Annotated in this window: 18 protein-coding genes; 4 read left to right on the top strand and 14 right to left on the bottom strand. The window is 37.7% G+C overall.

The genetic code is table 11. The annotated features are described in order from the left end of the window. Positions 1-13 precede the first annotated feature (13 nt). The 3 genes from ACO1O5_RS20280 to ACO1O5_RS20270 all read right to left on the bottom strand — a co-directional run bounded on the left by ACO1O5_RS20280 (position 14) and on the right by ACO1O5_RS20270 (position 2,615). Positions 14-499, bottom strand: a complete 486-nt coding sequence (locus tag ACO1O5_RS20280; RefSeq protein ID WP_486273519.1) for a hypothetical protein — start codon at positions 497-499, stop codon at positions 14-16. A 74-nt stretch (positions 500-573) separates the two neighbouring features. Then, positions 574-1,296, bottom strand: a complete 723-nt coding sequence (locus ACO1O5_RS20275; RefSeq protein WP_486273517.1) for a LytR/AlgR family response regulator transcription factor — start codon at positions 1,294-1,296, stop codon at positions 574-576. Between the two features lie 89 nt (positions 1,297-1,385). Further along, positions 1,386-2,615 (bottom strand): sensor histidine kinase, encoded by a 1,230-nt coding sequence (locus ACO1O5_RS20270; RefSeq protein ID WP_486273515.1) that lies wholly within the window; start codon positions 2,613-2,615, stop codon positions 1,386-1,388. A 209-nt stretch (positions 2,616-2,824) separates the two neighbouring features. Here ACO1O5_RS20270 and ruvB point away from each other — a divergent pair, with 209 nt between their 5' ends. Beyond that, positions 2,825-3,868 carry a Holliday junction branch migration DNA helicase RuvB gene (gene ruvB / locus ACO1O5_RS20265; protein WP_486273513.1) on the top strand — a complete coding sequence of 348 codons (1,044 nt, stop codon included), beginning with the start codon at positions 2,825-2,827 and terminating at the stop codon, positions 3,866-3,868. 9 nt (positions 3,869-3,877) lie between these two features. On the opposite strand, the gene ACO1O5_RS20260 is transcribed toward ruvB, so the two are convergent. Both ACO1O5_RS20260 and ACO1O5_RS20255 read right to left on the bottom strand, forming a co-directional pair. After that, complete coding sequence (locus ACO1O5_RS20260; protein WP_486273511.1) at positions 3,878-4,567, bottom strand: SAM-dependent methyltransferase; 690 nt, start codon at positions 4,565-4,567, stop codon at positions 3,878-3,880. A 24-nt stretch (positions 4,568-4,591) separates the two neighbouring features. Continuing rightward, positions 4,592-5,347 (bottom strand): EI24 domain-containing protein, encoded by a 756-nt coding sequence (locus ACO1O5_RS20255; RefSeq protein WP_486273509.1) that lies wholly within the window; start codon positions 5,345-5,347, stop codon positions 4,592-4,594. Positions 5,348-5,442: 95 nt separating this feature from the next. Here ACO1O5_RS20255 and ACO1O5_RS20250 point away from each other — a divergent pair, with 95 nt between their 5' ends. Both ACO1O5_RS20250 and gap read left to right on the top strand, forming a co-directional pair. Beyond that, positions 5,443-6,048, top strand: a complete 606-nt coding sequence (locus ACO1O5_RS20250; RefSeq protein ID WP_486273507.1) for a DNA-3-methyladenine glycosylase — start codon at positions 5,443-5,445, stop codon at positions 6,046-6,048. A gap of 135 nt (positions 6,049-6,183) precedes the next feature. Beyond that, positions 6,184-7,197: a type I glyceraldehyde-3-phosphate dehydrogenase gene (gap, locus tag ACO1O5_RS20245; RefSeq protein WP_486273505.1), complete on the top strand. Its 1,014-nt coding sequence runs from the start codon at positions 6,184-6,186 to the stop codon at positions 7,195-7,197. Between the two features lie 156 nt (positions 7,198-7,353). Here the strand turns inward: gap and ACO1O5_RS20240 are convergent, their stop codons facing one another. The 3 genes from ACO1O5_RS20240 to ACO1O5_RS20230 all read right to left on the bottom strand — a co-directional run bounded on the left by ACO1O5_RS20240 (position 7,354) and on the right by ACO1O5_RS20230 (position 11,093). After that, positions 7,354-8,142: a uroporphyrinogen-III synthase gene (locus tag ACO1O5_RS20240; protein WP_486273503.1), complete on the bottom strand. Its 789-nt coding sequence runs from the start codon at positions 8,140-8,142 to the stop codon at positions 7,354-7,356. A gap of 115 nt (positions 8,143-8,257) precedes the next feature. Then, positions 8,258-9,259, bottom strand: coding sequence for a DUF4271 domain-containing protein (locus ACO1O5_RS20235; protein WP_486273501.1), 1,002 nt, complete (start codon positions 9,257-9,259; stop codon positions 8,258-8,260). A gap of 16 nt (positions 9,260-9,275) precedes the next feature. Continuing rightward, positions 9,276-11,093: a BamA/TamA family outer membrane protein gene (locus ACO1O5_RS20230; protein ID WP_486273499.1), complete on the bottom strand. Its 1,818-nt coding sequence runs from the start codon at positions 11,091-11,093 to the stop codon at positions 9,276-9,278. A 79-nt stretch (positions 11,094-11,172) separates the two neighbouring features. Here ACO1O5_RS20230 and hemW point away from each other — a divergent pair, with 79 nt between their 5' ends. After that, positions 11,173-12,312: a radical SAM family heme chaperone HemW gene (hemW, locus tag ACO1O5_RS20225; protein ID WP_486273497.1), complete on the top strand. Its 1,140-nt coding sequence runs from the start codon at positions 11,173-11,175 to the stop codon at positions 12,310-12,312. 5 nt (positions 12,313-12,317) lie between these two features. Here hemW and ACO1O5_RS20220 read toward each other — a convergent pair whose 3' ends face one another. The 6 genes from ACO1O5_RS20220 to ACO1O5_RS20195 all read right to left on the bottom strand — a co-directional run. Next, positions 12,318-13,361 carry an NAD(P)H-dependent glycerol-3-phosphate dehydrogenase gene (locus ACO1O5_RS20220; protein ID WP_486273495.1) on the bottom strand — a complete coding sequence of 348 codons (1,044 nt, stop codon included), beginning with the start codon at positions 13,359-13,361 and terminating at the stop codon, positions 12,318-12,320. Beyond that, positions 13,358-14,068 carry a ribonuclease III family protein gene (locus tag ACO1O5_RS20215; RefSeq protein ID WP_486273493.1) on the bottom strand — a complete coding sequence of 237 codons (711 nt, stop codon included), beginning with the start codon at positions 14,066-14,068 and terminating at the stop codon, positions 13,358-13,360. Before ACO1O5_RS20215 ends, ACO1O5_RS20220 begins: the two co-directional genes overlap by 4 nt. Before the next feature lie 209 nt (positions 14,069-14,277). Next, on the bottom strand, positions 14,278-15,096 hold the full coding sequence (locus ACO1O5_RS20210) for a hypothetical protein (RefSeq protein ID WP_486273491.1): 819 nt from the start codon (positions 15,094-15,096) through the stop codon (positions 14,278-14,280). Positions 15,097-15,115: 19 nt separating this feature from the next. Beyond that, entirely contained in the window at positions 15,116-16,588 is a 1,473-nt protein-coding gene (locus ACO1O5_RS20205; RefSeq protein ID WP_486273489.1) for a RagB/SusD family nutrient uptake outer membrane protein, read from the bottom strand. Positions 16,589-16,612: 24 nt separating this feature from the next. Further along, the gene (locus ACO1O5_RS20200; RefSeq protein ID WP_486273488.1) at positions 16,613-19,747 is read right to left on the bottom strand and encodes a SusC/RagA family TonB-linked outer membrane protein; all 3,135 of its coding nucleotides are present in this window, start codon (positions 19,745-19,747) and stop codon (positions 16,613-16,615) included. Between the two features lie 113 nt (positions 19,748-19,860). Next, positions 19,861-21,876: efflux RND transporter permease subunit (locus ACO1O5_RS20195; protein ID WP_486273487.1), on the bottom strand; the 2,016-nt coding region annotated here is incomplete at its 5' end.

Raw genomic sequence — 21,876 nt, 5'->3', positions numbered from 1 at the left:
AAATTGTTTCTCCTTATTTGTGTGCCTTAAAATCCTGGTTATTCACAGGCGGCGCTGTTGGAATCGTAATTATATTAAATTCAAAATTATTGTCACTGTGGCAACTGTTACACGAAGCGGTAAGAAGTTGAAATCCTGATTTGAACTGTGTTAAATTTTTATGCCCTATAGCCACGTTGATACTATCTATGGAAGGATACATCATAGGAATCATTTTTACTTCGGGTCTCTCAGCCTCAACCGTTCTTGCTTGCTCAAACCTTTCTTTTAGTTCGTCAATTTCATACTGGGCTAATTTCCAATTTTCGTTTATTCCAGCATACCAAAGTTTGGCATGGTGAGTTTGAATGCCTCCCATAATCTCACCTAAGCCTGGAGCATATTGCTCCATCATTTTATGTAAGCTATCAGAAGTTATTGCGGAACGTGTGTTTACGGTGGGTTCATTACTGTTACAAGAAACAAGAAGAATAGTACCTAATAAGAAGTATATTTTCATTTGGACTGATTTTCAGATCTTAAACAGTTGGAATACTTCAAGAACTTTTGGAAAGTTCGAAAATTTCCAAAAGGTTACAAACTCATCATCTCTTTAAATTTCACGGCCTGCCGACGGCTTACTTCAATCTTTTCTCCGCCAACTAAATCCAGCAAAAGGCCGCCATTAAAATAAGGCTCTATCTTATCGATCATCCTTAAGTTGATAATATGTTTTCTATTGGCCCTAAAAAAAACTTTGTCATCAAGCCTTTCTTCCAGCGCATTGAGAGATTTGAGAATAAGTGGTTTATTGTTTCCAAAGAAAACTTTGGCATAATTTCCCACACTTTCGAAAAGGCGAACATCAGAGAGCCTCACAAACCAGCACCTTTCACCGTCCTTCACAAATACCTGGTCGTTTTCGTGAAGCATGCCGCGGTTATTATAGGAAAGCATTTCTTCTTCGTCTTTCTGTTTCACTTTAAGTATAGCATCTGCGAGCCTTTTTGGCTCTACCGGCTTCATCAAATAATCGAGTGCATTCACTTCAAATGCTTTCAGGGCATATTCATCATAAGCAGTCACAAAAATTACGTGTGGCGCTCTCTCAATCTGCGTAAGCATATCAAAGCCTGATTTTCCGGGCATTTGTATATCCAGAAAAACAAGATCCGGGTTGAGGCTTTCAATTTTTTCAATTCCTTCATTTGCATTAGCTGCTTCGCCTATTACTTCTACATCAGGAAATTCCTGCAATAGCTTTTTTAGTTCGTTCCTGGCAAGACGCTCATCATCAATAATGATTGCTTTTTGCATAGTTTTAAAAATTTATGACCTTGAAAGAAATTTTCTCATCGGCAAAGTACATTGATTTTGCCTTTTGAAGAAGTATTAGTTTTAAAAAATTAATAAGATATTGGCATGACAATTTTTGCCTGGACCTCACTACCATTAATCTTTTTAATTTGAAATTCGGCTTTTCCCTGGAATAAAAATTTCAGCCTGTCGCGGGTACTTGTTAAACCAAAGCCTTCCGGGAGAAATTCTTCGTCAATCGTTCCGCTGTTTTGAACTATTAATTCAAAATGATGATCCGTATATCTTGAAATTATCTTAACTACCCCACCTTTGATTTTTTTGCTGATGCCGTGTTTAATGGCATTTTCAACGAGTGTTTGCAGCATCATTGGCGGTACTGGCTGTTCAAGGGTATCTTCATCAATATCCATTTCAATTTTCAACCTTTCTTCAAAACGCATGTACTCGAGCGCAAGATAGTCTTTCACGATATCCAATTCTTTTTGTAATGGCACCGTTTCCATTTTTTCAACCTGCATGCTGCTGCGAAGAATGTTGGAAAGTTCGGTAATGGCCGTTCTTGCCCGCTGTGGATTTTCATCCACCATTGCCCTGATGCTGTTTAAGGAATTAAAAATAAAATGGGGATTGATGTGTGACTTGATTGTATTAAGTTCAAGCTCCTTTACTGTTTTTTCGAGACTTAATTTGTCAATTTCATCTTTCCGGTTTCGTTCAAGGTAATGCCACACCATGTAGAGGAGCAACCATAATGACATTAAGATAAAAGTTAAAACAATATCCCACCAAAATCTGCCGTGTTGTTGTTCCTCGTACTGCCAGGTGCCGTCAGTGTCGCGGTACCATCCGGTATTTTTCTTAATACTTTGTGCGGCATTGGTTATAGAACTGTTATTATTATTTCTAAAATAATCCGTTCCTGCAAGATTCAACTCATTTTCTTTTGCGATAGCACGTTTGAGTCCGTCTTTTTTTTCGTATTCAATTAAAGAAAATCCTGAAAGTTTTCCGGCTACTCTTTCTCCATAATAATTTAAAAGGCCTGAAATGGTCACCGCAACTATAAACAGTCCAATCACCTTTTGCGTGGAAAATTCGATCCAGTTTATTTTTTTTAGAACATAACGGAGCGCATGTGTCACAATAATAGCACTTAGAAATTCTATCACCAGAACGCCATAAAAAATATGCTTTTTTTCTGCAGGTTTTAAATACATGTCGCTTGCAAACAGGTACACAAAAAAGAGGTTGATTGATATCCATCCACCCCAACCCAAAACCTGGCAAATCCAATAACGTACTGTTGTTTTACGCATGAGCAAATTTAATTTCTAATTTAATGGAAGGAATTGTCCTTTTTATTAATGGTGAAATGGATTGGTGAAAGGTGTGTTTTTGCGCATTTTGAATGGCGGGTTGCCTCTCACTATCCGCAACAGGCGACAGTTCAACAACAGTATTTAATTTTTCAAGCAACGGTAATCGCGATAAAAGTTTAGTTTTACAAACTTGATAAAGGTAACACATGGCCAATCAAAATTTAAACACAGATAAAGAAATATTGTCACCGGCTGATAAAGAATTTGAAAACAATATTCGTCCTGCGGTTATCGAAGAATTTAGCGGCCAAACCCAAATCATCGAAAACCTGAGAATTTTTATAAAAGCAGCCAAATTACGCAGTGAGGCGCTGGACCACATTCTATTTCATGGGCCTCCGGGCTTGGGCAAAACAACTCTTAGCCGCATTGTAGCTAATGAGTTAGAAGTTAATATAAAAGAAACCAGCGGGCCGGTTATTGAAAAGCCGGGCGACCTCGCCGGTCTATTAACCAATCTGGAACCTAATGATGTTTTGTTCATTGATGAAATCCATCGTTTAAGTAATGTTGTAGAAGAATATTTGTACGCTGCCATGGAAGATTATCGTATAGATATTATGATTGATACCGGCCCAAATGCCCGCAGTGTTCAAATAAATTTAAATCCATTCACCTTAATAGGGGCTACTACGCGAAGCGGCCTTTTGACTGCGCCACTTCTTTCGCGTTTCGGAATAAAATCAAGACTGGAATATTATAATGCCGAAACTTTACAAAAAATAATTCTGCGTTCCTGTTCAATTCTCAACACAAAAATCACATCGGACGCCGCCAGAGAAATTGCCGGGCGAAGCCGGGGTACGCCGAGAATTGCCAATGGGCTTTTGAGAAGAGTACGTGATTTCGCCCAGGTTTTATCAAACGGAGTGATTGATATGGCAATAACAACTCATGCCCTCAAAGCGCTTAATGTTGATGAGTACGGGCTAGATGAAATGGATAACAGAATACTTAGTTGCATTATTGAAAAGTTCAAAGGAGGGCCGGTAGGTATTACAACGATTGCAACGGCTGTTGGCGAAGAAACCGGGACATTAGAAGAGGTGTATGAGCCCTTCTTAATACAGGAAGGTTTTTTAATGCGTACTCCGCGAGGACGGGAAGCAACACCGAAGGCATATAAGCATCTTGGCAAACAGCCACATACTCATTCTAAAGGACCAAGTTTGTTCGATTCGTCACTTTAAAATCCTATGTCAGCCCTGCAAAAGGAATATTACCGGCTTTTTGTGCAAGTCTATGTTTTCTTTTTTCCATTCAGCTACAGTTTTTGTCTTTATCCATTCATTTGGCGAAGTGAGTTCTGCTGCAATGCATAACCGGGTGGATAGTTTGCAATGTTGCAAAACAGTTTCCAGTAATTTATTATTCCGATAGGGTGTTTCTATAAAGATTTTAGTGCTGTTATTTTTAAGAGAATCCTCTTCTAATTGTTTTATTTTTTTATTTCTGTCCAAATTATCAATCGGTAAATATCCTTCAAAACAAAAATGCTGACCATTTAATCCGCTCGCCATCAAAGCAAGTAGTATTGAATTTGGTCCAACTAATGGCTTTACTACAACATTCATTTTTTGTGCTTCACTAATTAAAATCTGGCCGGGGTCTGCAACTCCCGGGCAACCAGCTTCACTTATAATTGCAATGTTCTTTTCTTCCTTTATTTTTTGCCTGAAATAATTTACCTGCTCCTGTTCCGCCTTATGAATAGTATACCATTCGAAATCGTCAATTACAATTTCTTTTGACATACTTTTTAAAAAGCGCCTCGCAGTTCTTTCATTTTCTGCAAAAATTACCTTGCAGTTTCTTACAGCTTGCAAAACATAGGGTGGAATGGTTTCAACAGTTTCATCTGCTAAAAAGGAGGGAATTAAATAAATCATTGGAAAAATATATTAAGACGAAAATTAGCTTTTACTTTCCTGCAAACTCAGCGTCGCGGCAACAACTGCGTAACCCGGCGCCATAACCCATCCTACAAATAATACTGCATGCATCATAAAAAATACCATACCATTACCAATAGCCAGGCCTTTGTGATCAGAAATAAAATCAATACTTGCTGAGGAAGAAACGCCTTTTCTTTCGCTCGTATAATCCAACATGGAGAAACCAAAGTAATAACATTCAACAAAAATGGCCAAAACCGGCGAAGCCCAGCCGATAACAGGTACAAGTGATAAAAATATAATTGTGACGAAATATACCGTTTGCCATAGTGTATTTCGCAGGGCAATTTGAATCCCCCTTCCAATATCACCCAGATATTTATTGACATCAAATGGATGTTTGGTATCGTTGATAATGGCTTCTGTTTTCTTGCTCAACCAGGCAAATACCGGCGATCCAATTATAAGAAACAAATATTTAAACCATGAAAAATAAAATAACATCAGTATAAGCTGCAAAATAAGTTGTCCAAAAATAAAAATGAACCGAAGCCAGCTATCATGTTCTTTTTGCAGCCAAATTTTTAGCCCCGTTTTTGAAAAAAAATAATCAATTACGTGCGCAGATGACTGCCAGAAAATATAAATTCCAACAGCAAATAGAATTGCATAAATAGTCCCGGGAATTACTATCCACTTCCACAATTTGTGTTTTACAATAAAATTGTGGGCCTTGAAATAAGACCTTATTGCTATAATTATTTCTTCAAGCAATGACGTTACATTATGATGTTGCCAAACTTAGATAATATAATCTGGTTTCATCGGAAAGTTTTATTTTGATGTTTTTTTTTAGTTAAGTTTCAAACATGAAAAAAATACCCTTATCATTCTACAGGCGCAAAGATGTTGTATTAATCGCAAAAGAATTGGTGGGCAAAATTCTTGTAACCAATTTCGGCGGGATCGTTACCTCGGGAAGAATTGTTGAAACGGAAGCATACGTTGCCCATACAGATAAGGCATCTCATTCGTTTGGCGGTAAAAGAACGGCCCGCAATGAACATATGTATGCTGACGCAGGTACTGCATATGTGTATATATGTTATGGCATGCATCAAATGATGAATATAGTAACCAACGATAAAAATATTCCTGATGCCGTCCTAGTAAGAGCCGTTGAGCCGATGGAAGGAATCGATATCATGTTGCAGAGAACGGGCAAAAAGGTAGTTGATAAGACACTTACCCGCGGTCCGGGCAATGTTGGGAAGGCGCTGGGCATTTTTAAACAACATTCAGGAAATCATTTAATTGGGAATGAAATTTATTTGATAGATGATCATTTCAAAATTGATCCGGAACAAATTGGCACAAGTGCCAGAATTGGTGTTGAAAGTGCCGGGGCTGATGCGTTACGCCCTTACAGGTTTTATTTAAAAGGAAATGAATATGTAAGTGGCAACAACCAATAACTGCTAATCAACCCGTTTAAAATCAATCATTCAACAGGCAAGGGATATTCGAAAATTGAATAAATTTTTTAATGCAAATTATCTGCAACAAAGCTTAATTTTGCAACTCAATTTTAAAATAAAAAACAAATAATTATGAGCACAGTTAAAGTTGCTATTAATGGTTTTGGCAGGATAGGCCGGTTGGTTTTTCGACAAATCTATAATATGAAAGGGATAGACGTTGTGGCTATTAATGACTTAACTAGTCCCAAAGTATTGGCGCATCTATTGAAATATGATAGCGCACAGGGAAGGTTTGAAGGTGAAGTAAAAAGTACAGATAATGCAATCGTCGTTAATGGCGAAGAAATAAAAATATATGCACAAAAAGATCCTTCACAGATTCCATGGGGAACACACAATGTAGATGTTGTAATAGAAAGCACCGGATTTTTTGCCGATAAAGACAAAGCAGAAGCGCACATTAAAGCTGGCGCAAAAAAAGTCATAATTTCTGCTCCAGCTACCGGCGATTTAAAGACAGTTGTATTTAATGTAAACCACAACATTCTTGATGGCACTGAAACGATTATTTCGTGTGCTTCATGCACTACCAATTGCCTGGCTCCTATGGCAAAAGTTATGAACGATTCCTTTGGCATTAGAGTTGGTTTTATGACTACCATACACGCCTATACGAATGACCAGAATACCCTGGATGCCCCGCATGCGAAAGGTGATTTAAGGAGAGCGAGAGCAGCGGCTGCCAACATTGTTCCTAACAGTACCGGTGCTGCTAAAGCCATCGGCGTTGTATTACCAGAGTTAAAAGGAAAACTTGACGGAGGTGCGCAGAGAGTTCCCGTTATTGCTGGTTCTCTTACAGAACTCACTTCAATCTTAAATAAAAAGACCACCGTTGCAGAAGTAAATGCAGCAATGAAAGCAGCGTCCAATGAAAGCTTTGGCTATACTGAAGATGAAATAGTAAGCAGTGACGTAATAGGAATTCACTATGGTTCTTTGTTCGACGCCACTCAAACAAAAGTGATTACGGTAGGTGATGATCAACTCGTAAAAACAGTAAGTTGGTACGATAATGAAATGAGTTATGTTTCACAACTGGTGCGTACTGTAAATTATTTCGCAGGCCTGATAAAAAAATAATTGGTATATCGTACTTGTTATTTTATTCATAGAAATATGCTCAAAGCCCCTTTGCTAACGGAGGGGCTTTAACTTTTTAACACCTGTCTTAAATCAGATTCATCGCCTATAAAAAATTGGCAATACCAATAAAGATCTGAACTGAATTTCGGGAAATTATTTTTTTCTCAACCCTGAAAGATAATTTTCCAAAGCTGAAACCATACTCGGCGCTTTTGGCTGGGGAGCAATAATATCAGGAGTAAGTCCTGCTGCCAAAACTGCTTTACGGGTGTTGTCGCCAAATGCGCCAACAATAGTACCGTTTTGAACAAAAGTCGGGCAATTTTCAACAAAGCTTCTTACACCGAGAGGCGTAAAAAAACAAATAATATCATAATGTTGTTTTTCGATAACTGCTCTAACATCATTTGAAATAATCTGGTATAATACCGGTATTGCATACTCGCAGTTATTTGAAATAAGCCAGTTAGTTATTTCACTATCGAACGATTGCGAACAAGGATATAAAAACTTCTCAAGTTCCTTATGTTTATTGATTACATCAAAGAGACTTTTATTAGTGCCATCTGCGCCATAAAAAACCTTTCTCTTCCTGTATAAAATAAATTTTTGAAGATAAAGAGCCACAGATTCGGTAATACAAAAATATTTTGTGTTTTGAGAAATAGTGATTTTCAATTCTTCACATGTCCTAAAAAAATGGTCAATAGCATTGCGGCTTGTAAATATTACCGCAGAATATGCAGCAATTTCGATCTTCTGTTTACGGAATTCTTTTGACGAAATAGGCTCAACTCTTATGAATGGCTCGAACCTGAGATTCAGGTTATATTTTTTTGCCATTTCAAAGTAAGGAGATTTGTCCCCTTCCGGCCTTGCCTGTGTTATAAGAATATTTTCGATTTGTTTCAAAGTTCTTGGCTCTTGTAAATCAGTTTTCATATCCATAGTAATCGAACAGGTATGAGACAAAGTTACATTTTTTTTGTTAGAATACTAACAACCAAAAAAGCAAATAACGTGCGTAAAAGCCCTGAAAAGCCCTGAAAATCTACATTCATATAAGATAATCTACTACCAACTTATAAACTATAAGCAGCGGCAAAATTTCTACCGCAGTTACATAAATCATAAAGTGGAAAGGCTTAAGCGGAAAGCGGTATTCCAAAATACCATAAATTTTCGCATACCTCGACAAGAAAAATAACCCCGTAAGCAACAGCGAGAAGACCACGATAAAATTTGTCCATTGTGGCAAGGAGAAGGCGAGTAAAATTACAAATGGAAGCAGCACGATCCCGGTAATCTTATTTACGAGAAATATTACAAAAATATAGTTGTCGGTGGCCTGCTGCATCCCGCTCATCCATCCCATAAACTTAAGAATACAATATTTTACAAAATACAAGGCTGCTATTCCCAGTACGCAAAAAGGCAGTAACAGCTGGTTATTGATGAGCCTCGGCGGCTGGTAATGTTTAAAAAGCAACCATATATAAAAACCTACGCTTATGGTAAAAAAAATATTAAGAATAAAAGAAGGAAGTTTGGCTTGCACCAACTGATCCGTAAGCTGTGTTTGCCTTATAGATGTATTAAAAAATACTTTGAAAAGATTATTAAAATAGGTATTATAAAAAGTTTTAAATACTCCAAGAATTAAAACCACGACACAAAGCGAATAAAAAATAAATTCCTCCCCGGTTGATTGTTTTTTTTCAGCAATAAAATAGGTGGCCGGTTCTTTTACATTAATAAATTCCCCTGCCAAAAGCAATGAATCCACAACCGAACGATACGATTTTACTACCGGCTGAATCACCACGTTAAGCGAATCAACATGTAACCCCGATGTATCCGTAAGTGCAATAAGTGCCGTATCAGGCCTGACCTTGTGATGCACTACTTTAGTCGGCTTCTTATTAAATCCTGAAGTATCAGGTATGGCCTTAACTAAGGTATCGGGTTTATAAAGCTTTAAGCTATCTTGAACTTGCTGGGCATAAAGGCACGTTCCAAAAAAAGTAAGCGATAAAGTAATAAGGAAATGACGCGTCATTTTTATTTTTAATAGCTCAAAAATAGTTGATATAGCCAAAATGTATTTTGGAAGCATTGCGAATATCAAATTTTATATCGTTCCTTTTTCCTATCGCATAACTCAGATTCAATAAACCGAATTTCGTTTCGAAGGCAAGACCGATTCCTGCACTGATAAAATTATTAGAATAGTCTATCGAATTAAATTTTGTCTGCGTGAAACCTATGTCTGTGAATCCAAAGAAATTTGAATTAACACCAACAAGGTACCTGTATTCCGCTGTAAAAACTGCATACTGATTTGCATAAATACTTTCTTCATCAAAACCCCTTAGCAATTTGTACCCGCCAATTTGGAACAACTCGTTTTGAAATATTTGAGGGCTTTGATACCAGCCAATATTGGCCGCCGTTTTTAACGTACTTCGTTTACCCATAGGCGTATAATGTGCAGCAGCCACTATCAAACGCAAACGATATGATTTTAGTTTTACAGAATCGTACAACGAATTAAAATTAAAAGAAGGCTCTGAAGGATCTTTTAGATTGATAATATTATTGTTCTTAGTTATTTTTTTAATACCTGCTGTTGCCGTTATAGAAACTTCGTTGCCGTTTCTTGGGTTAGGCCGGTAATTGGTATTTATAAATTCATAATTAATCCCAAAATTTCCAGATCCTACATCAATATTTGGTGGTAGCCTTTTTGCAATCATAATATTATTGGTATCCACTCCGCCAGAAAGCAAGTAGCTGCGTTCATTCTGATAAAAAATTTTACCCGATTGATTTACAGATAAACTATACTGAATTCCGATAATGCCATTTAGTTGCAAATATGAAGAGTCTCTCTTCAACAAATCAAAACTGAAGTCAATACCAAATAACGAATTAAACATATAGGGCTGGCTAAAGCCTAAATTCAACCGGGGAGATTGAGGCTGCAGTTGCTGCCAGTTCACTAAAATATTTTCACCTTGTCCCAGCGAGTTTTTTAAATTAAGATGAACATCTCCCGTTATTTGTGTTTTACCAGTTGTAGTATTGCCTGGTAAGAATCCTACGAGCACATTTATTTCACTGCTCCGTTTGGGTTGCAGATACAAATTTAGAATAGACCCACTGCCCAACATGGTAACGTCCCATGGTTGCAATTCCTGCAGGTAAGGTAATTGCTTTAACCGGCTGCTCACTTTTTGCAACTTTTGATTATTATAAATGCTGCCATTACTAATATCGATATAATGCTGAAGAAACAGATTTTTAATTTTAGCTTTTCCAATAACCCTGATACTGTCGATATGATATAAGGGGCCCTTTTTTACCTCCAGGTCGCCTTTAATTTTATTGTCGCTTATCTCAACGTTATTCAGCGAAACTTCTGCAAATGGATACCCATTGTTTTCGTAATAACTTAATATCCTCTCTTCCTGCTGTTGCAAACGATTAAGGTCAATCGTCTTATTATTAAATTGCTTTGCGTTCCAACCGGTGGCTTCCAGCAATTTTTCATCAACACTATCTGTATTTATTTGCACCCATTTATATTGTTCGCCTAAATACAAACTAACATTTGCCTGGGTTGAATCATATACAACAGAATCGATAGAAGCACCGGGAAAGCCCCTGGATACAAGCGTTGCAGGTAAAGCATTTAAATAATCAGTGGCAAATCCTTTCCCTTCGAAAGAGGTTTTAAGGTTGAGATGTGATACGCTTTGAATGGTATCTGCACCAGATAATTTATAGTTGACAATATATTTTTTTTGGGCAGAAATAGTTGAACCGGATAAAAATATTGACGCCGCAATCAACAAAACACGACTGAAATATTTTATTCTTGCTACTTTCATGTTAATCATTCAAATCTAAAATGAAATATTGAGAACGATGTCCGAATGATGTAAGACATATAAAACAATTAAAGAAATATTGGCTGGCATTTACCTTCATATTCCATTTTGCAAACAAGCATGTTACTATTGCAATTTTCATTTTTCTACTCTATTGGAGGCGAAAGATGAAATGATCGCTGCTTTAATAAAAGAAATCAATCTTTCACCTGTTTATTTAATAAACGATAAAAACCAAAAGGAAATTATAGAAACTATATATTTTGGTGGAGGAACGCCGAGCCTGCTCAATAATACTGATTTAGAAAATTTATTAAATGCTATAAATGATAATTACCTGGTAAGCGATAAAGCAGAGATTACAATCGAAGCAAACCCTGATGATATTAGTAAAGAAAAATTAAGCACCTGGAAAGAAGCAGGCATAAACAGGCTAAGTATCGGCATTCAGTCTTTTCAACAAAAAGATCTGGAATGGATGAACAGAGTGCATAATACTTCACAAGCTCTTGGCAGTGTAATACTCGCAAAAAAATCAGGCTTCAATAATTTTTCTGTTGATCTTATTTATGGAACTCCTGGCCTTACCGATGAACAATGGAAGATGAATGTTGAGCAGGTGATAAACCTGGGCGCTCCTCACATAGCCTGCTATGCATTAACCGTGGAGCCAAAAACGGCGCTGCAAAAAATGATTCTTTTAAAAAAGAAAGTTGACATCGATACTGAACAGCAGGCAAGACAATTTTTGCTTCTCATGCAATGGATGAAAGAGGCTGGTTATGAACATTACGAAATTTCCAACTTTGCGAAACCTGGCTACCGGAGCAGGCATAACAGCAGCTATTGGCAAGGGAAGAAATACATTGGTATTGGCCCTTCTGCTCATTCTTATGACGGCAAAAGCAGGAAATGGAATATTGCCAATAATGCATTGTACATTCAATCTATAAAAAATAATATGATCCCTTTTGAAGAAGAAAACCTTACTAACGCTGAAAGGTTAAACGAATATATTATGACTTCTTTGCGCACCATGGAAGGGCTTGATTTGAAAATAATAGAAGATAATTTTTCAGTGAAAGAAAGAAAAAGAATAGAAGATTCCGTTGTTAATTACATTAATAAAAAAATGATAGTTTATATTAATGAAAAACTCTTATTGACTGATGAAGGAAAACTTTTTGCGGATCGAATCGCTTCCGATTTTTTTATGTAAGGTACTCAAACCAATGTTTTTTCGATCGCCTTAAAACCTTCCACCGGGGAAAGATGCTCCCATAAAATTTTATAAATAGTATCCGCTATAGGTATTTCTGCGAGAATACTCTTATTAATTATATGAATACACCTGCTCGCATTATATCCCTCTGCAACCATATTCATTTCGAGCTGCGCCGATTTTACGGAATATCCTTTGCCAATCATATTCCCAAAAGTTCTGTTGCGGCTGTATAGTGAATAGCAGGTTACCAAAAGATCTCCCAAATAAACCGAAGCCGCATAATTGGTTGTATGTTTTTCATTTCGAGTGTGCAGTGCGGAATGTTCAATGCTCCCCACTTCTATGTTTTGTATTCCTGCCTTTCTTAAGAATCCTGCCATTTCATCAGCACTGTTGGCAATTAACACACTCAAAAAATTATCTCCATATTCAAGGCCATGAGCTATACCGGCGCCAAGTGCATAAATATTTTTAAGGATAGCAGCGAACTGAACACCATAAATATCGGTGTTATCAATAGTATTGAGATAATCGGTTTTAAAATGAGCAGCTATTAATTGAGTGGTTTCAACATCCACTCCGGAGAAAGTGAGATACGATAATTTTTCAGCAGCAACTTCTTCTGCATGGCAAGGGCCAAGTATCGTAAAATAATTGGCCAGTTCTACATCATATTCATTTTTGAGATAGTCATTCAACAATAAATTTTGTTCGGGCAGTATGCCTTTTATTGCAGAAATGATCTTTTTATTCTGAAAAATATTCTTTTGCAAACCGCCCAATACATCTAGTGCATAAGCCGAAGGAACCACAATCAATACATAATCAGATCCACTTATTACCTCTTCAACATTAGTCGTTAGATGCAATAGATTTGTATCGAAATATGCAGAGCTTAAGTACTGTGGATTGTGATGACGTTTCTTAAAATGGTCGATAACTGCCTGGTTTCTTATCCACCAATTAATTGAATGGTTATTATCAGTTAAAATTTTAGCCAAAGCAGTACCCCAACTTCCACTGCCAATAATTCCAAATTTCATAATAGTCCTAATTTTTCAACTGCAATTTGTGCGGCCACCTGGCTGGCGTCTTTTTTATTATATGCTTTTGCTTCGGCAATTACAACGCCATCAACTTTAGCAGCAATAGTAAATAACCTCCTTCCATTTTCAATTTTTTCGTCCAATGTTTCAAACTCAAGATTCTTCCCGTTTTTATTGGCCCAACCGTATAATTTATTTTTTTGATTGATATCTAGATTCTCAAGATCCTGCATAAACAGGTGAGGGCTTATGATATGTTCGTTTACCCATTTGCGTGTTTTCAGATAACCTTTATCAAGGTAAACGGCGCCCACAACAGCTTCCAGCGTATTTCCAAATATCTGCGAAATTTTTAAAGAGTTATCAAACCGGTTATAAAAAGTAATTTTCTTCAGCCCGATTTTTAGAGCAATTTCATTTAACTGGTTACGGTTAACCATTTTGCTTCTCATCTCGGTTAAAAAACCTTCGTCTTTATAAGGATACCGCATGAAAAGATAGTGAGCCACCAACGAACTTAGAACCGCATCTCCTAAAAATTCAAGTCGCTCATTATTTTCATCTGCGCCCTCTCTTATAGAACGATGGCTAAGTGCGGTTTTATATAAATTTAATTTGCCGGGTGACAGGCCAAGTACATTGCGGAGTTGGTTTCTCAAATCTCTGTCTGCCTTTGAAGAAAAAAAATTTCGGATAAAATGCACAATCGGAATTTAAATCATCCCAAGTTAGGAAAAATTAATTTTATGGTCCTATATGATTATGGGTTAAAGAGGTAAATCATTCGGAAAATTACAAGTAGGTTACTTAATCAATTTGAAAAAAATGAAAATCAGCTATTAAAAAAAGCCACCTTTGGGAGGCGGCTTTTTCGGCCGATTTTATCTTATCAATTTTGCAAAAACCAATGCTGTTATTTAGCCAATACAGTTGTCTCAACACCAAAACTTCCTGCCGCGACTGTAGCTTCATAAATTATTGTCATGGTGTTATTGGTTGTTGAGAAGGTTCCCGTTCCATGAGGATTGATAGTAGCCTGCCCATAAGTGGGGTGAACAAACCAGGGAGCTTTAGGAACAACTGTTGTCCCGGTGTCAATATTGGTCCAATTTAAAGTTACTTTCACTGGAGGTTGGTCGATACCCCATAAACCAGTAATCGCTACATAGCTGGTAGAACCATTTATCGATAGCGGGGTGATGGTAACCTGATAAGGTCCTCCGTCAGGTGCCCCTCCATAATAATCCTGGTCCGTATAAACTCCCGAAAAAGCATTCAGGTCCGCTTCCCAGTACTTTTTCATTATTAAAATATACTTAGTATTAAGAGAGGTGGCTAAAGGAACATCGTTGCTGGACATAGTGATATTTAAAGTATCCACCTTTGTAACTGTAGGGTATCCGGCAAAGATCCCGTTTATTTCGAGTGAATCTACTACCTCGCCTGCCTTTATTGTCAAACTAGCCGGTGCATTGTACTGTTGTCCGGCTATGGCAGTTGATGAGGAATAGGTGAATTGAATAGTTACGTCTTTATTAAAAGCTTTGGTAATACCAACGGGAATTTTAAATACCGACTTTGGGTCATTTTTAATTGCATATTGTCCGGTTGCAGTTTGGCCTACAAATTCCAACAAGACCGGTGTGGTAATAGTGTTGTCTTTCTTGCAGGAAAAGAATCCCATAGCAAAAAGAGTAAACACTAATAAATAATTTTTTGATTTTATATTCATCGTTTTTCTTTTTAAGAATTTAAAGAGGATTTTGATCTGCGGAAGTCAGGCTCTTATTCGCATCCATTTCCGCCTGCGGCAGTTGCCATCTCCACTTATTGCTGTCCGGGGGAATATTGAGTAAACTCCACTCGTTTCCATCTCTTACTAAAGGCATTTGATATCTTTTCAGATCAAAATATTGTACACCCATTTCTGCATATAATTCTTTACGCCTTTCCAAAAGAATTTCATTAATCAAAGTTGCCTTATCAGGGGCTGTTGATCTTACGGCATTGGGATCTCTTTTTAATTGCAACACATATAACGCATCTTTGGCGGCATCCAATTGTCCCATTTGTGCATCACCTTCGGCTTCTATAAGATAGGTTTCGGCCGAACGCATCAATACCAAATCGCCGGAGAAAGATGCGTTATCACGGAATTTTGCGGTCATCCATACTTGCCACGAAGCGTTTTGGCTAGGTGCCGGAACAAACAGATTTCTAACATCGGTAGCACTAAACTGGTTAACGAAAGTAGTATTCACATAAATATCCTGGTACCGGTTATTGCTCGGGGACGGATCAATATAACCAAAGAACGAAGCATATAACAACGATTGCGAAGCATTAAATTGTATACCCCAAAGCCACTCTTCATTAGTGACAGAATTAAAACCGCTTGCATACTCTCCGCCGCTCATCAATGGGTATCCAACCCTTGCTGCCTTCGCATTGCTTATTGCCTTTGCCCAAAGCGTATTATCGGACATGGCGAGTTCCTGGTAAACTTCTGCAAGAATAAGTTCTGCCACATTCTTATTGATCCTGTATTTGTCAATCCTGTCGGTTGTTAAATTGGCAACAGCAAATTCAAGATCGCTGGTTATCAAATCATAAACATCTTTTAATGATGCCCTTGGGTTTCCATTGCTTGAAGACGAAGCAGGAGCGGTGTAAAGAGGTATTCCTGGAGCATTGGGATCTTTTGCATAAGTGAATTGATAAATCCTCGCCAGCCAAAAATAAGAATAGGCTCTTAATGCTTTGGCTTCTCCTATCAGCGCATTTTTTACGGCGTCTCCTTCTGGAATATTAGGCGTGTTTAAAATAATTGCATTCGCGTTATTTATGGCTTTATAGAAAAGGTTCCAGATTTGCTCATCCCTGGTTGCAGTCGCTATTCTGCCGTAGGTATTTTCGGTCCAACTGTTTTCGTAAGTCCACCAGTTACTGGGGTCAGAAATTAGATCGTTACCTCGCATGTCAAAATTGAACTGGATAGTTTTCAACCCAAACATATTTTGCCTTGCGTCGTCTGGCACGTATTGTTGAAATAAATAGTAGATGCCTGTTAATGCATTATCAACACCTGTTTTTGACGTAAATATTACTCCATCGGATAGGCTGCCATCTGCAGGCTTTATATCGTCAAGATATTTTTTGGAGCAACCAGACAGGGCTAACGTGGCCGCACTTATAATTATTATTAAATTTTTTACTTTTTTCATTATTAAAAAATTAAAAGTTTAGAATTAAAATCCAACATTTATTCCAACAGATATAGTTTTATACACGCTGGATGTATTATCTGTTATGCCACCTAAGCCTTCTTCAGGATCAAGGCCTTTGCGTCCAAAAAATGTAAATGGATTTTGCATATCAACATAAAACCTTGCACTCACAAAATTGATTTTGCTTAATAGCGCTTTTGGGAAATTATATCCCAAAGTGATATTCCTGATGCGGGCATAAGAATCATCATACAGAAAGCGGGTAGAGGTAGAAGTGCCCTGGTCATCTGACGTAGTTAATAATCTTGGGGTTCTGCCATCGCCTGGGTTCGATGGGCTTTGCCAACGATTAAGTATATCAGTAGTCCATTGACTTCCGGGTTGTAATCCAGTACTGCTGTACATTAATCCCGCGTAGTCGGCATCATATATTTTTCCACCAATGTTGCAATAAATCAATACCGTCAGGTCTATATTTTTATAAGACATTCTACTGGTGACGCCACCACTCCAGTCAGGGAGAGAAGTACCTTCATAATAACGTGTTGCGGCACTCCAGGTTTTAGTTACTACTTTGCCAATCACCTTACCGTTGGCATCTTTTTCATCCTTGTACCACATCGGTGCACCGTCAGAAGCATCAACGCCTGCATACTCTCTTATATAAAAGTTATTGAGAGGCTGCCCTACTTTTAAATTACTCAGCCCAGGCCCGTCGTATGTACGTGGCTCATCTGGCAAGCTTATGATTTTGTTTTTTACGTGTGTTGCGTTGAAAGAAGTAACCCATGTAAAATTCCTTGAGTCGATAATTTTTGTTGTAAGATCTATTTCAACGCCTTTGTTAGAAACTTTGGCAATATTGTCATTGATACCGTTTAAACCAACCGAGGGAGGAAGTGGCCTAAAAAACAAAAGATTGGCAGAATTTTTTTCAAAATAAGTGAAAGAGCCGGTGATTCTGTTTTTAAACAATCCAAAATCTATACCGAGGTCAAGGTTTTTTTGGGTTTCCCAATGCAGATTGCCATTTCCGAGCTGCGTTATTATTGAACCGCTGTAGTCAGCAATATTGGCTCCCGCTGAATACAGGCCTAAGTACGGAAAATAACCCGGCAACGAGCGGTTACCCGTAGTACCGTAGCTCGCCCTGAGTTTTAAATCGCTAAGAGCATTGATCCTGCTGAGAAAATTTTCTTTGTTCAAATTCCATGCACCTCCTATTGAATAGAAGGTTCCCCATCTTGATGAATCAGCAAACTTACTGGAACCGTCTGCCCGAACTGATAATGAAATATGATACTTCTCACCATAATCATAATTTAAGCGGCTAAAATAACTTACCAGCCTCTCATCACCTGAATTTGAAGTGGCCACACTTGGTGTACTTCCGTAAGCTAACTCGGTTAAGCCGGGGAAGGTAAATCCTCTTGACTGTGCTTCCACATAAGTATCATGATACCTGTAAGCTTCCATACCGCCTAATACATTTATATGATGTTCCCCAAATGTTTTATCATAAGTAAGCGTATTAGTAAAAGTCTGCGAAGTATACTGATTTCTTGCCTTATCACTTAAACCACCGTAAGAAGAACCATCACCCACAAAAGGATTATAGTAATAATCTGCCTGCACATCAAAAATACCCAGTGCATATTGGGTCCTGAATTTTAATCCCTTTATTATTTGAGCTTCCAGGTACGCAGTTGCTGATGTTGAATACCGCCCATTGGTAGTCGGATTAAGGACGGTAGTTCCCGCAGGATTTCCCGGGTTGAAAATAGGTCTTGTTAAAGGGCCATTGTTTCCAAAATCAAATTGCTTTTTTCCATTGGCATCCAAAATGGGTTGCCCCGTTGCCGGGTCTAAAATGTATTCAGGATATATGTTCGAAATATTGCGTATCCATCCAATTACATTAGAATAAGCAGAGCCACCCTGGATGGGATAATTTTGAGTTGAGTACACAAGGCTTGTATTAATACCGGCGTCAAGCCAGTCATTTACTTTTGTATCTACTTTTAATCTACCCGTAAATCTCTTAAAATCTGATTCGATTGGAATCCCTTCATCATCAAGAAAACCTCCCGAGAAATAATATTTAGTCTTATCTGAACCTCCTGAAACATTTATATTATAGTCATTGCGAATGCCAGTCCTTAACAAGGCATCTGCCCAGTTTTGATTCCATAAAAGTTTGGAGCCACTCACCAATTTACCATCTGTGCCTATAGGTTGAGGAACACCAAAAGGATTGTAGACTAAAACACCTACCACACTTTTACTGGCGTAATCTTGCGGAGAGGAAGCGCCAGAATTGGCAACCAGTGTAGGATCCAATGTCGCCTGGTTCTTTAAGGCTTCCCAGGTTAATTCATATTCCTGTGCCGGGCTTACATATGGGTAATCATTGACTGCCCTTTTGGAAAACCCTGTTACTGCTGATAGATTAACCTGCGGTTTTCCACGCCCGGTCTTGGTGGTAATAAAAATAACACCATTAGCAGCTCTTGATCCATAGAGCGCCGTAGCTGATGCATCTTTGGATATGGTATAGCTTTCAATATCACTTGGATTAATATTGTTTAAGTTACCGTCGTATGGAGCATTGTCAACGACGATTAACGGCGATGCACTTGCATTAATTGAACCTATTCCTCTGATTCTTATTTCCGGATTTTCTCCAGGCTGGCCGTTGTCGTTTGAGATTAACACACCGCTTGCAGTTCCTTGTAACATATTCCCAATGCTACTTACCTGCAGGTCCTTCACATCATCTGCCTTTATGGTAGATGCAGTTCCGGTAAAGGCCCTTTTCTTTGTATTACCATAAGCAGTAACTACAACCTCAGCAAGAACGGTGTTGGTACTTTTCATGCTTAGACTGATGACATTATCGCTACCAATAGGAATTTGTTGTGACTCTGCATTTACTGAGGAGAAGATTAGTGTTTTGCCATTTGCGGGTGCACTTATAGTATAGGTGCCATCGGCATTCGTGGTCGTTCCTATTACAGTTCCCTTAATCTGGACACTTGCGTTCGCGATGGGATTTCCTTTTTCGTCGGTTACAGTTCCTGTAATTATTCTCTTTTGAGCGTATCCGCTTATCAATAATAAAAATATCGCTGATAAGGTTAATAAAAGTTTTCTCATGAACATTAATTTTAATTAACAAATATAATTACACAGTCTTGAATCTGTAGGTATAGACACAAAATATTGATAATTGCTGCATTTTATCGCAAAAAAAAATAAGATGTAATCAGCTATTTTTTTTGACCCGTGGAAAGGAGCAGCACAGGCAATAAGATGAGATTGGTTAAGGTAGCAGTTAAGAGCGTAATTGACGTAAGCCAGCCCAAAGATTGGGTACCACCAAAACCGCTGAAACAAAAAATAATAAAGCCCGCAATTAAAACAAGAGAAGTATATAAAATGCTTAGGCCGGTATGTTTAATTGTTTCGGAGACCGTTTTTTTAATATCAAAATTATTTAGAGGAAGTTCCTGTTTATAATTGACGAGAAATCGTATGGTAACATGTATCGCTATACCAAGAGCCACACTGAAAATTAGTACTGTAGAGGGTTTTAAGCGAACACCTGCCCATCCCATTATACCTGCAGTTACCACTAAGGGAATTAAATTTGGTATGAGAGAACAGATTAAAATCCGGAATGATTTAAACAAATAAAGCATGCACAAAGCAATAAATAAAAATGCCCATAAGAGACTTTGTTTCAAGCCATTTATTATAAAAGTACTGCCCTCTAAAAAAGTAATCGTTGACCCGGTAAATGTTATTTTGAATTTGGAAGAATCGAAAAGTTCATTTGTTCTATCTCTTATTCCATCAAGAATTTCAGGAAGTTTCTTGGTTCCAACATCGGCCATGTTAATACTCATGCGGGTGCTCTCTTTTCCGGTATCTATAAAACTCTGCAACAAGTTTGAAAGGTTATTTTTCGAAGTATCGCTATCTGGGTTGGGTTTCAAATATTCTCCTAAAAATGCAGCCTGGTAACTATCGGGTATGGAATAGGCGGATGAGTCTCCGTCATAAAATCCCTGCTTAACAAATTTTATTCCTTCAGCAATTGAAAGCGGCCTCGCCATTTCTTTTTGTGAACTTATATAAGCTGAAAGCGAATCCATTTTTTGAAGCACTGGTAAAATGCGTGTTCCTGCAAGGCCATATCTTTTTTTTGAATCAATTATTATTTCCAGTGGCATTACACCACCAAAGTTTTTTTCAAAGAATTTAAGATCAGTATAAATTTTATCCGTTTTTGGTAAATCGTCTACAATAAAACCTTCAGTTTTTAATTTAAAAATTCCAAATGCTGAAAAGATAACAACAACTATCGTTAAGGTATAGACGACAAATTTGTGATGCAAAACCCAACGCTCAATTCTTAAAAGAACATTGGTAAAAAATCTTACGTTCAAATAGTTTAGTTGCTTTCTTCCGGGGACGGGCATATAACTTAGAACGCCCGGTAATAAAATAAAAGAGATTACGAAAATGAGCATGATGCTGAGACCTGCAACCTGTCCAAACTCCTTTAGTATAGCGCTGTTGGTTAATGCAAAAACAGCAAAACCAATGGCTGCAGTTAAATTGCAAAACAAGGTAACTACACCCATTTTGCTAACCATATCAATGAGAGACTGTTCCTTGTTTCCTGTCTTTTTAAAAGTGGAATGGTATTTATTTAAAAAATATATACAGTTGGGAATGCCTATAACAACCACGAGGGGAGGAATTAAAGCTGTAAGCAATGTTATTTTATAACCGAGAATTTCTGTAATCCCAACACTCCAGATAACCCCGATAATTACTACCAGCAGTGATAAAAGTGTAGTGGATATCGACCGAAACATAATAAGTAAGATCAATGCAGAAAGTGCAAGCGACCCAATAATAAACCATTTCATTTCACGGGCAATCCTGTCTGCCACCTGTGTACGTATCAAAGGCAATCCGCTTATGTGTGTTTGAATATTTGTTTGTGAAGTATAGTCATCGGCGGTATGTACTATATCATTAATCACTTTTGTACGGCCTGGTGAATTCAATATTTCTTTATTAATGCGCACCACGATTAAATACGCATTAGTTGCGGGATTGTACAGAAGTGATTTATAGAATGGTAATGCATGAAGTAAGTTTACAGAACTATCTAACTTATCCTGTGCATGTAAAGTAGAATCGAAAATTGGAACCGCGTTTAATTTTTGACTAGCGGAATCTTTTACCAGGTCAACAGCATTTGCAACACT

This window comes from Ginsengibacter sp. (assembly GCF_057362405.1).
This window is presented reverse-complemented; position numbering and strand designations above follow the sequence as displayed.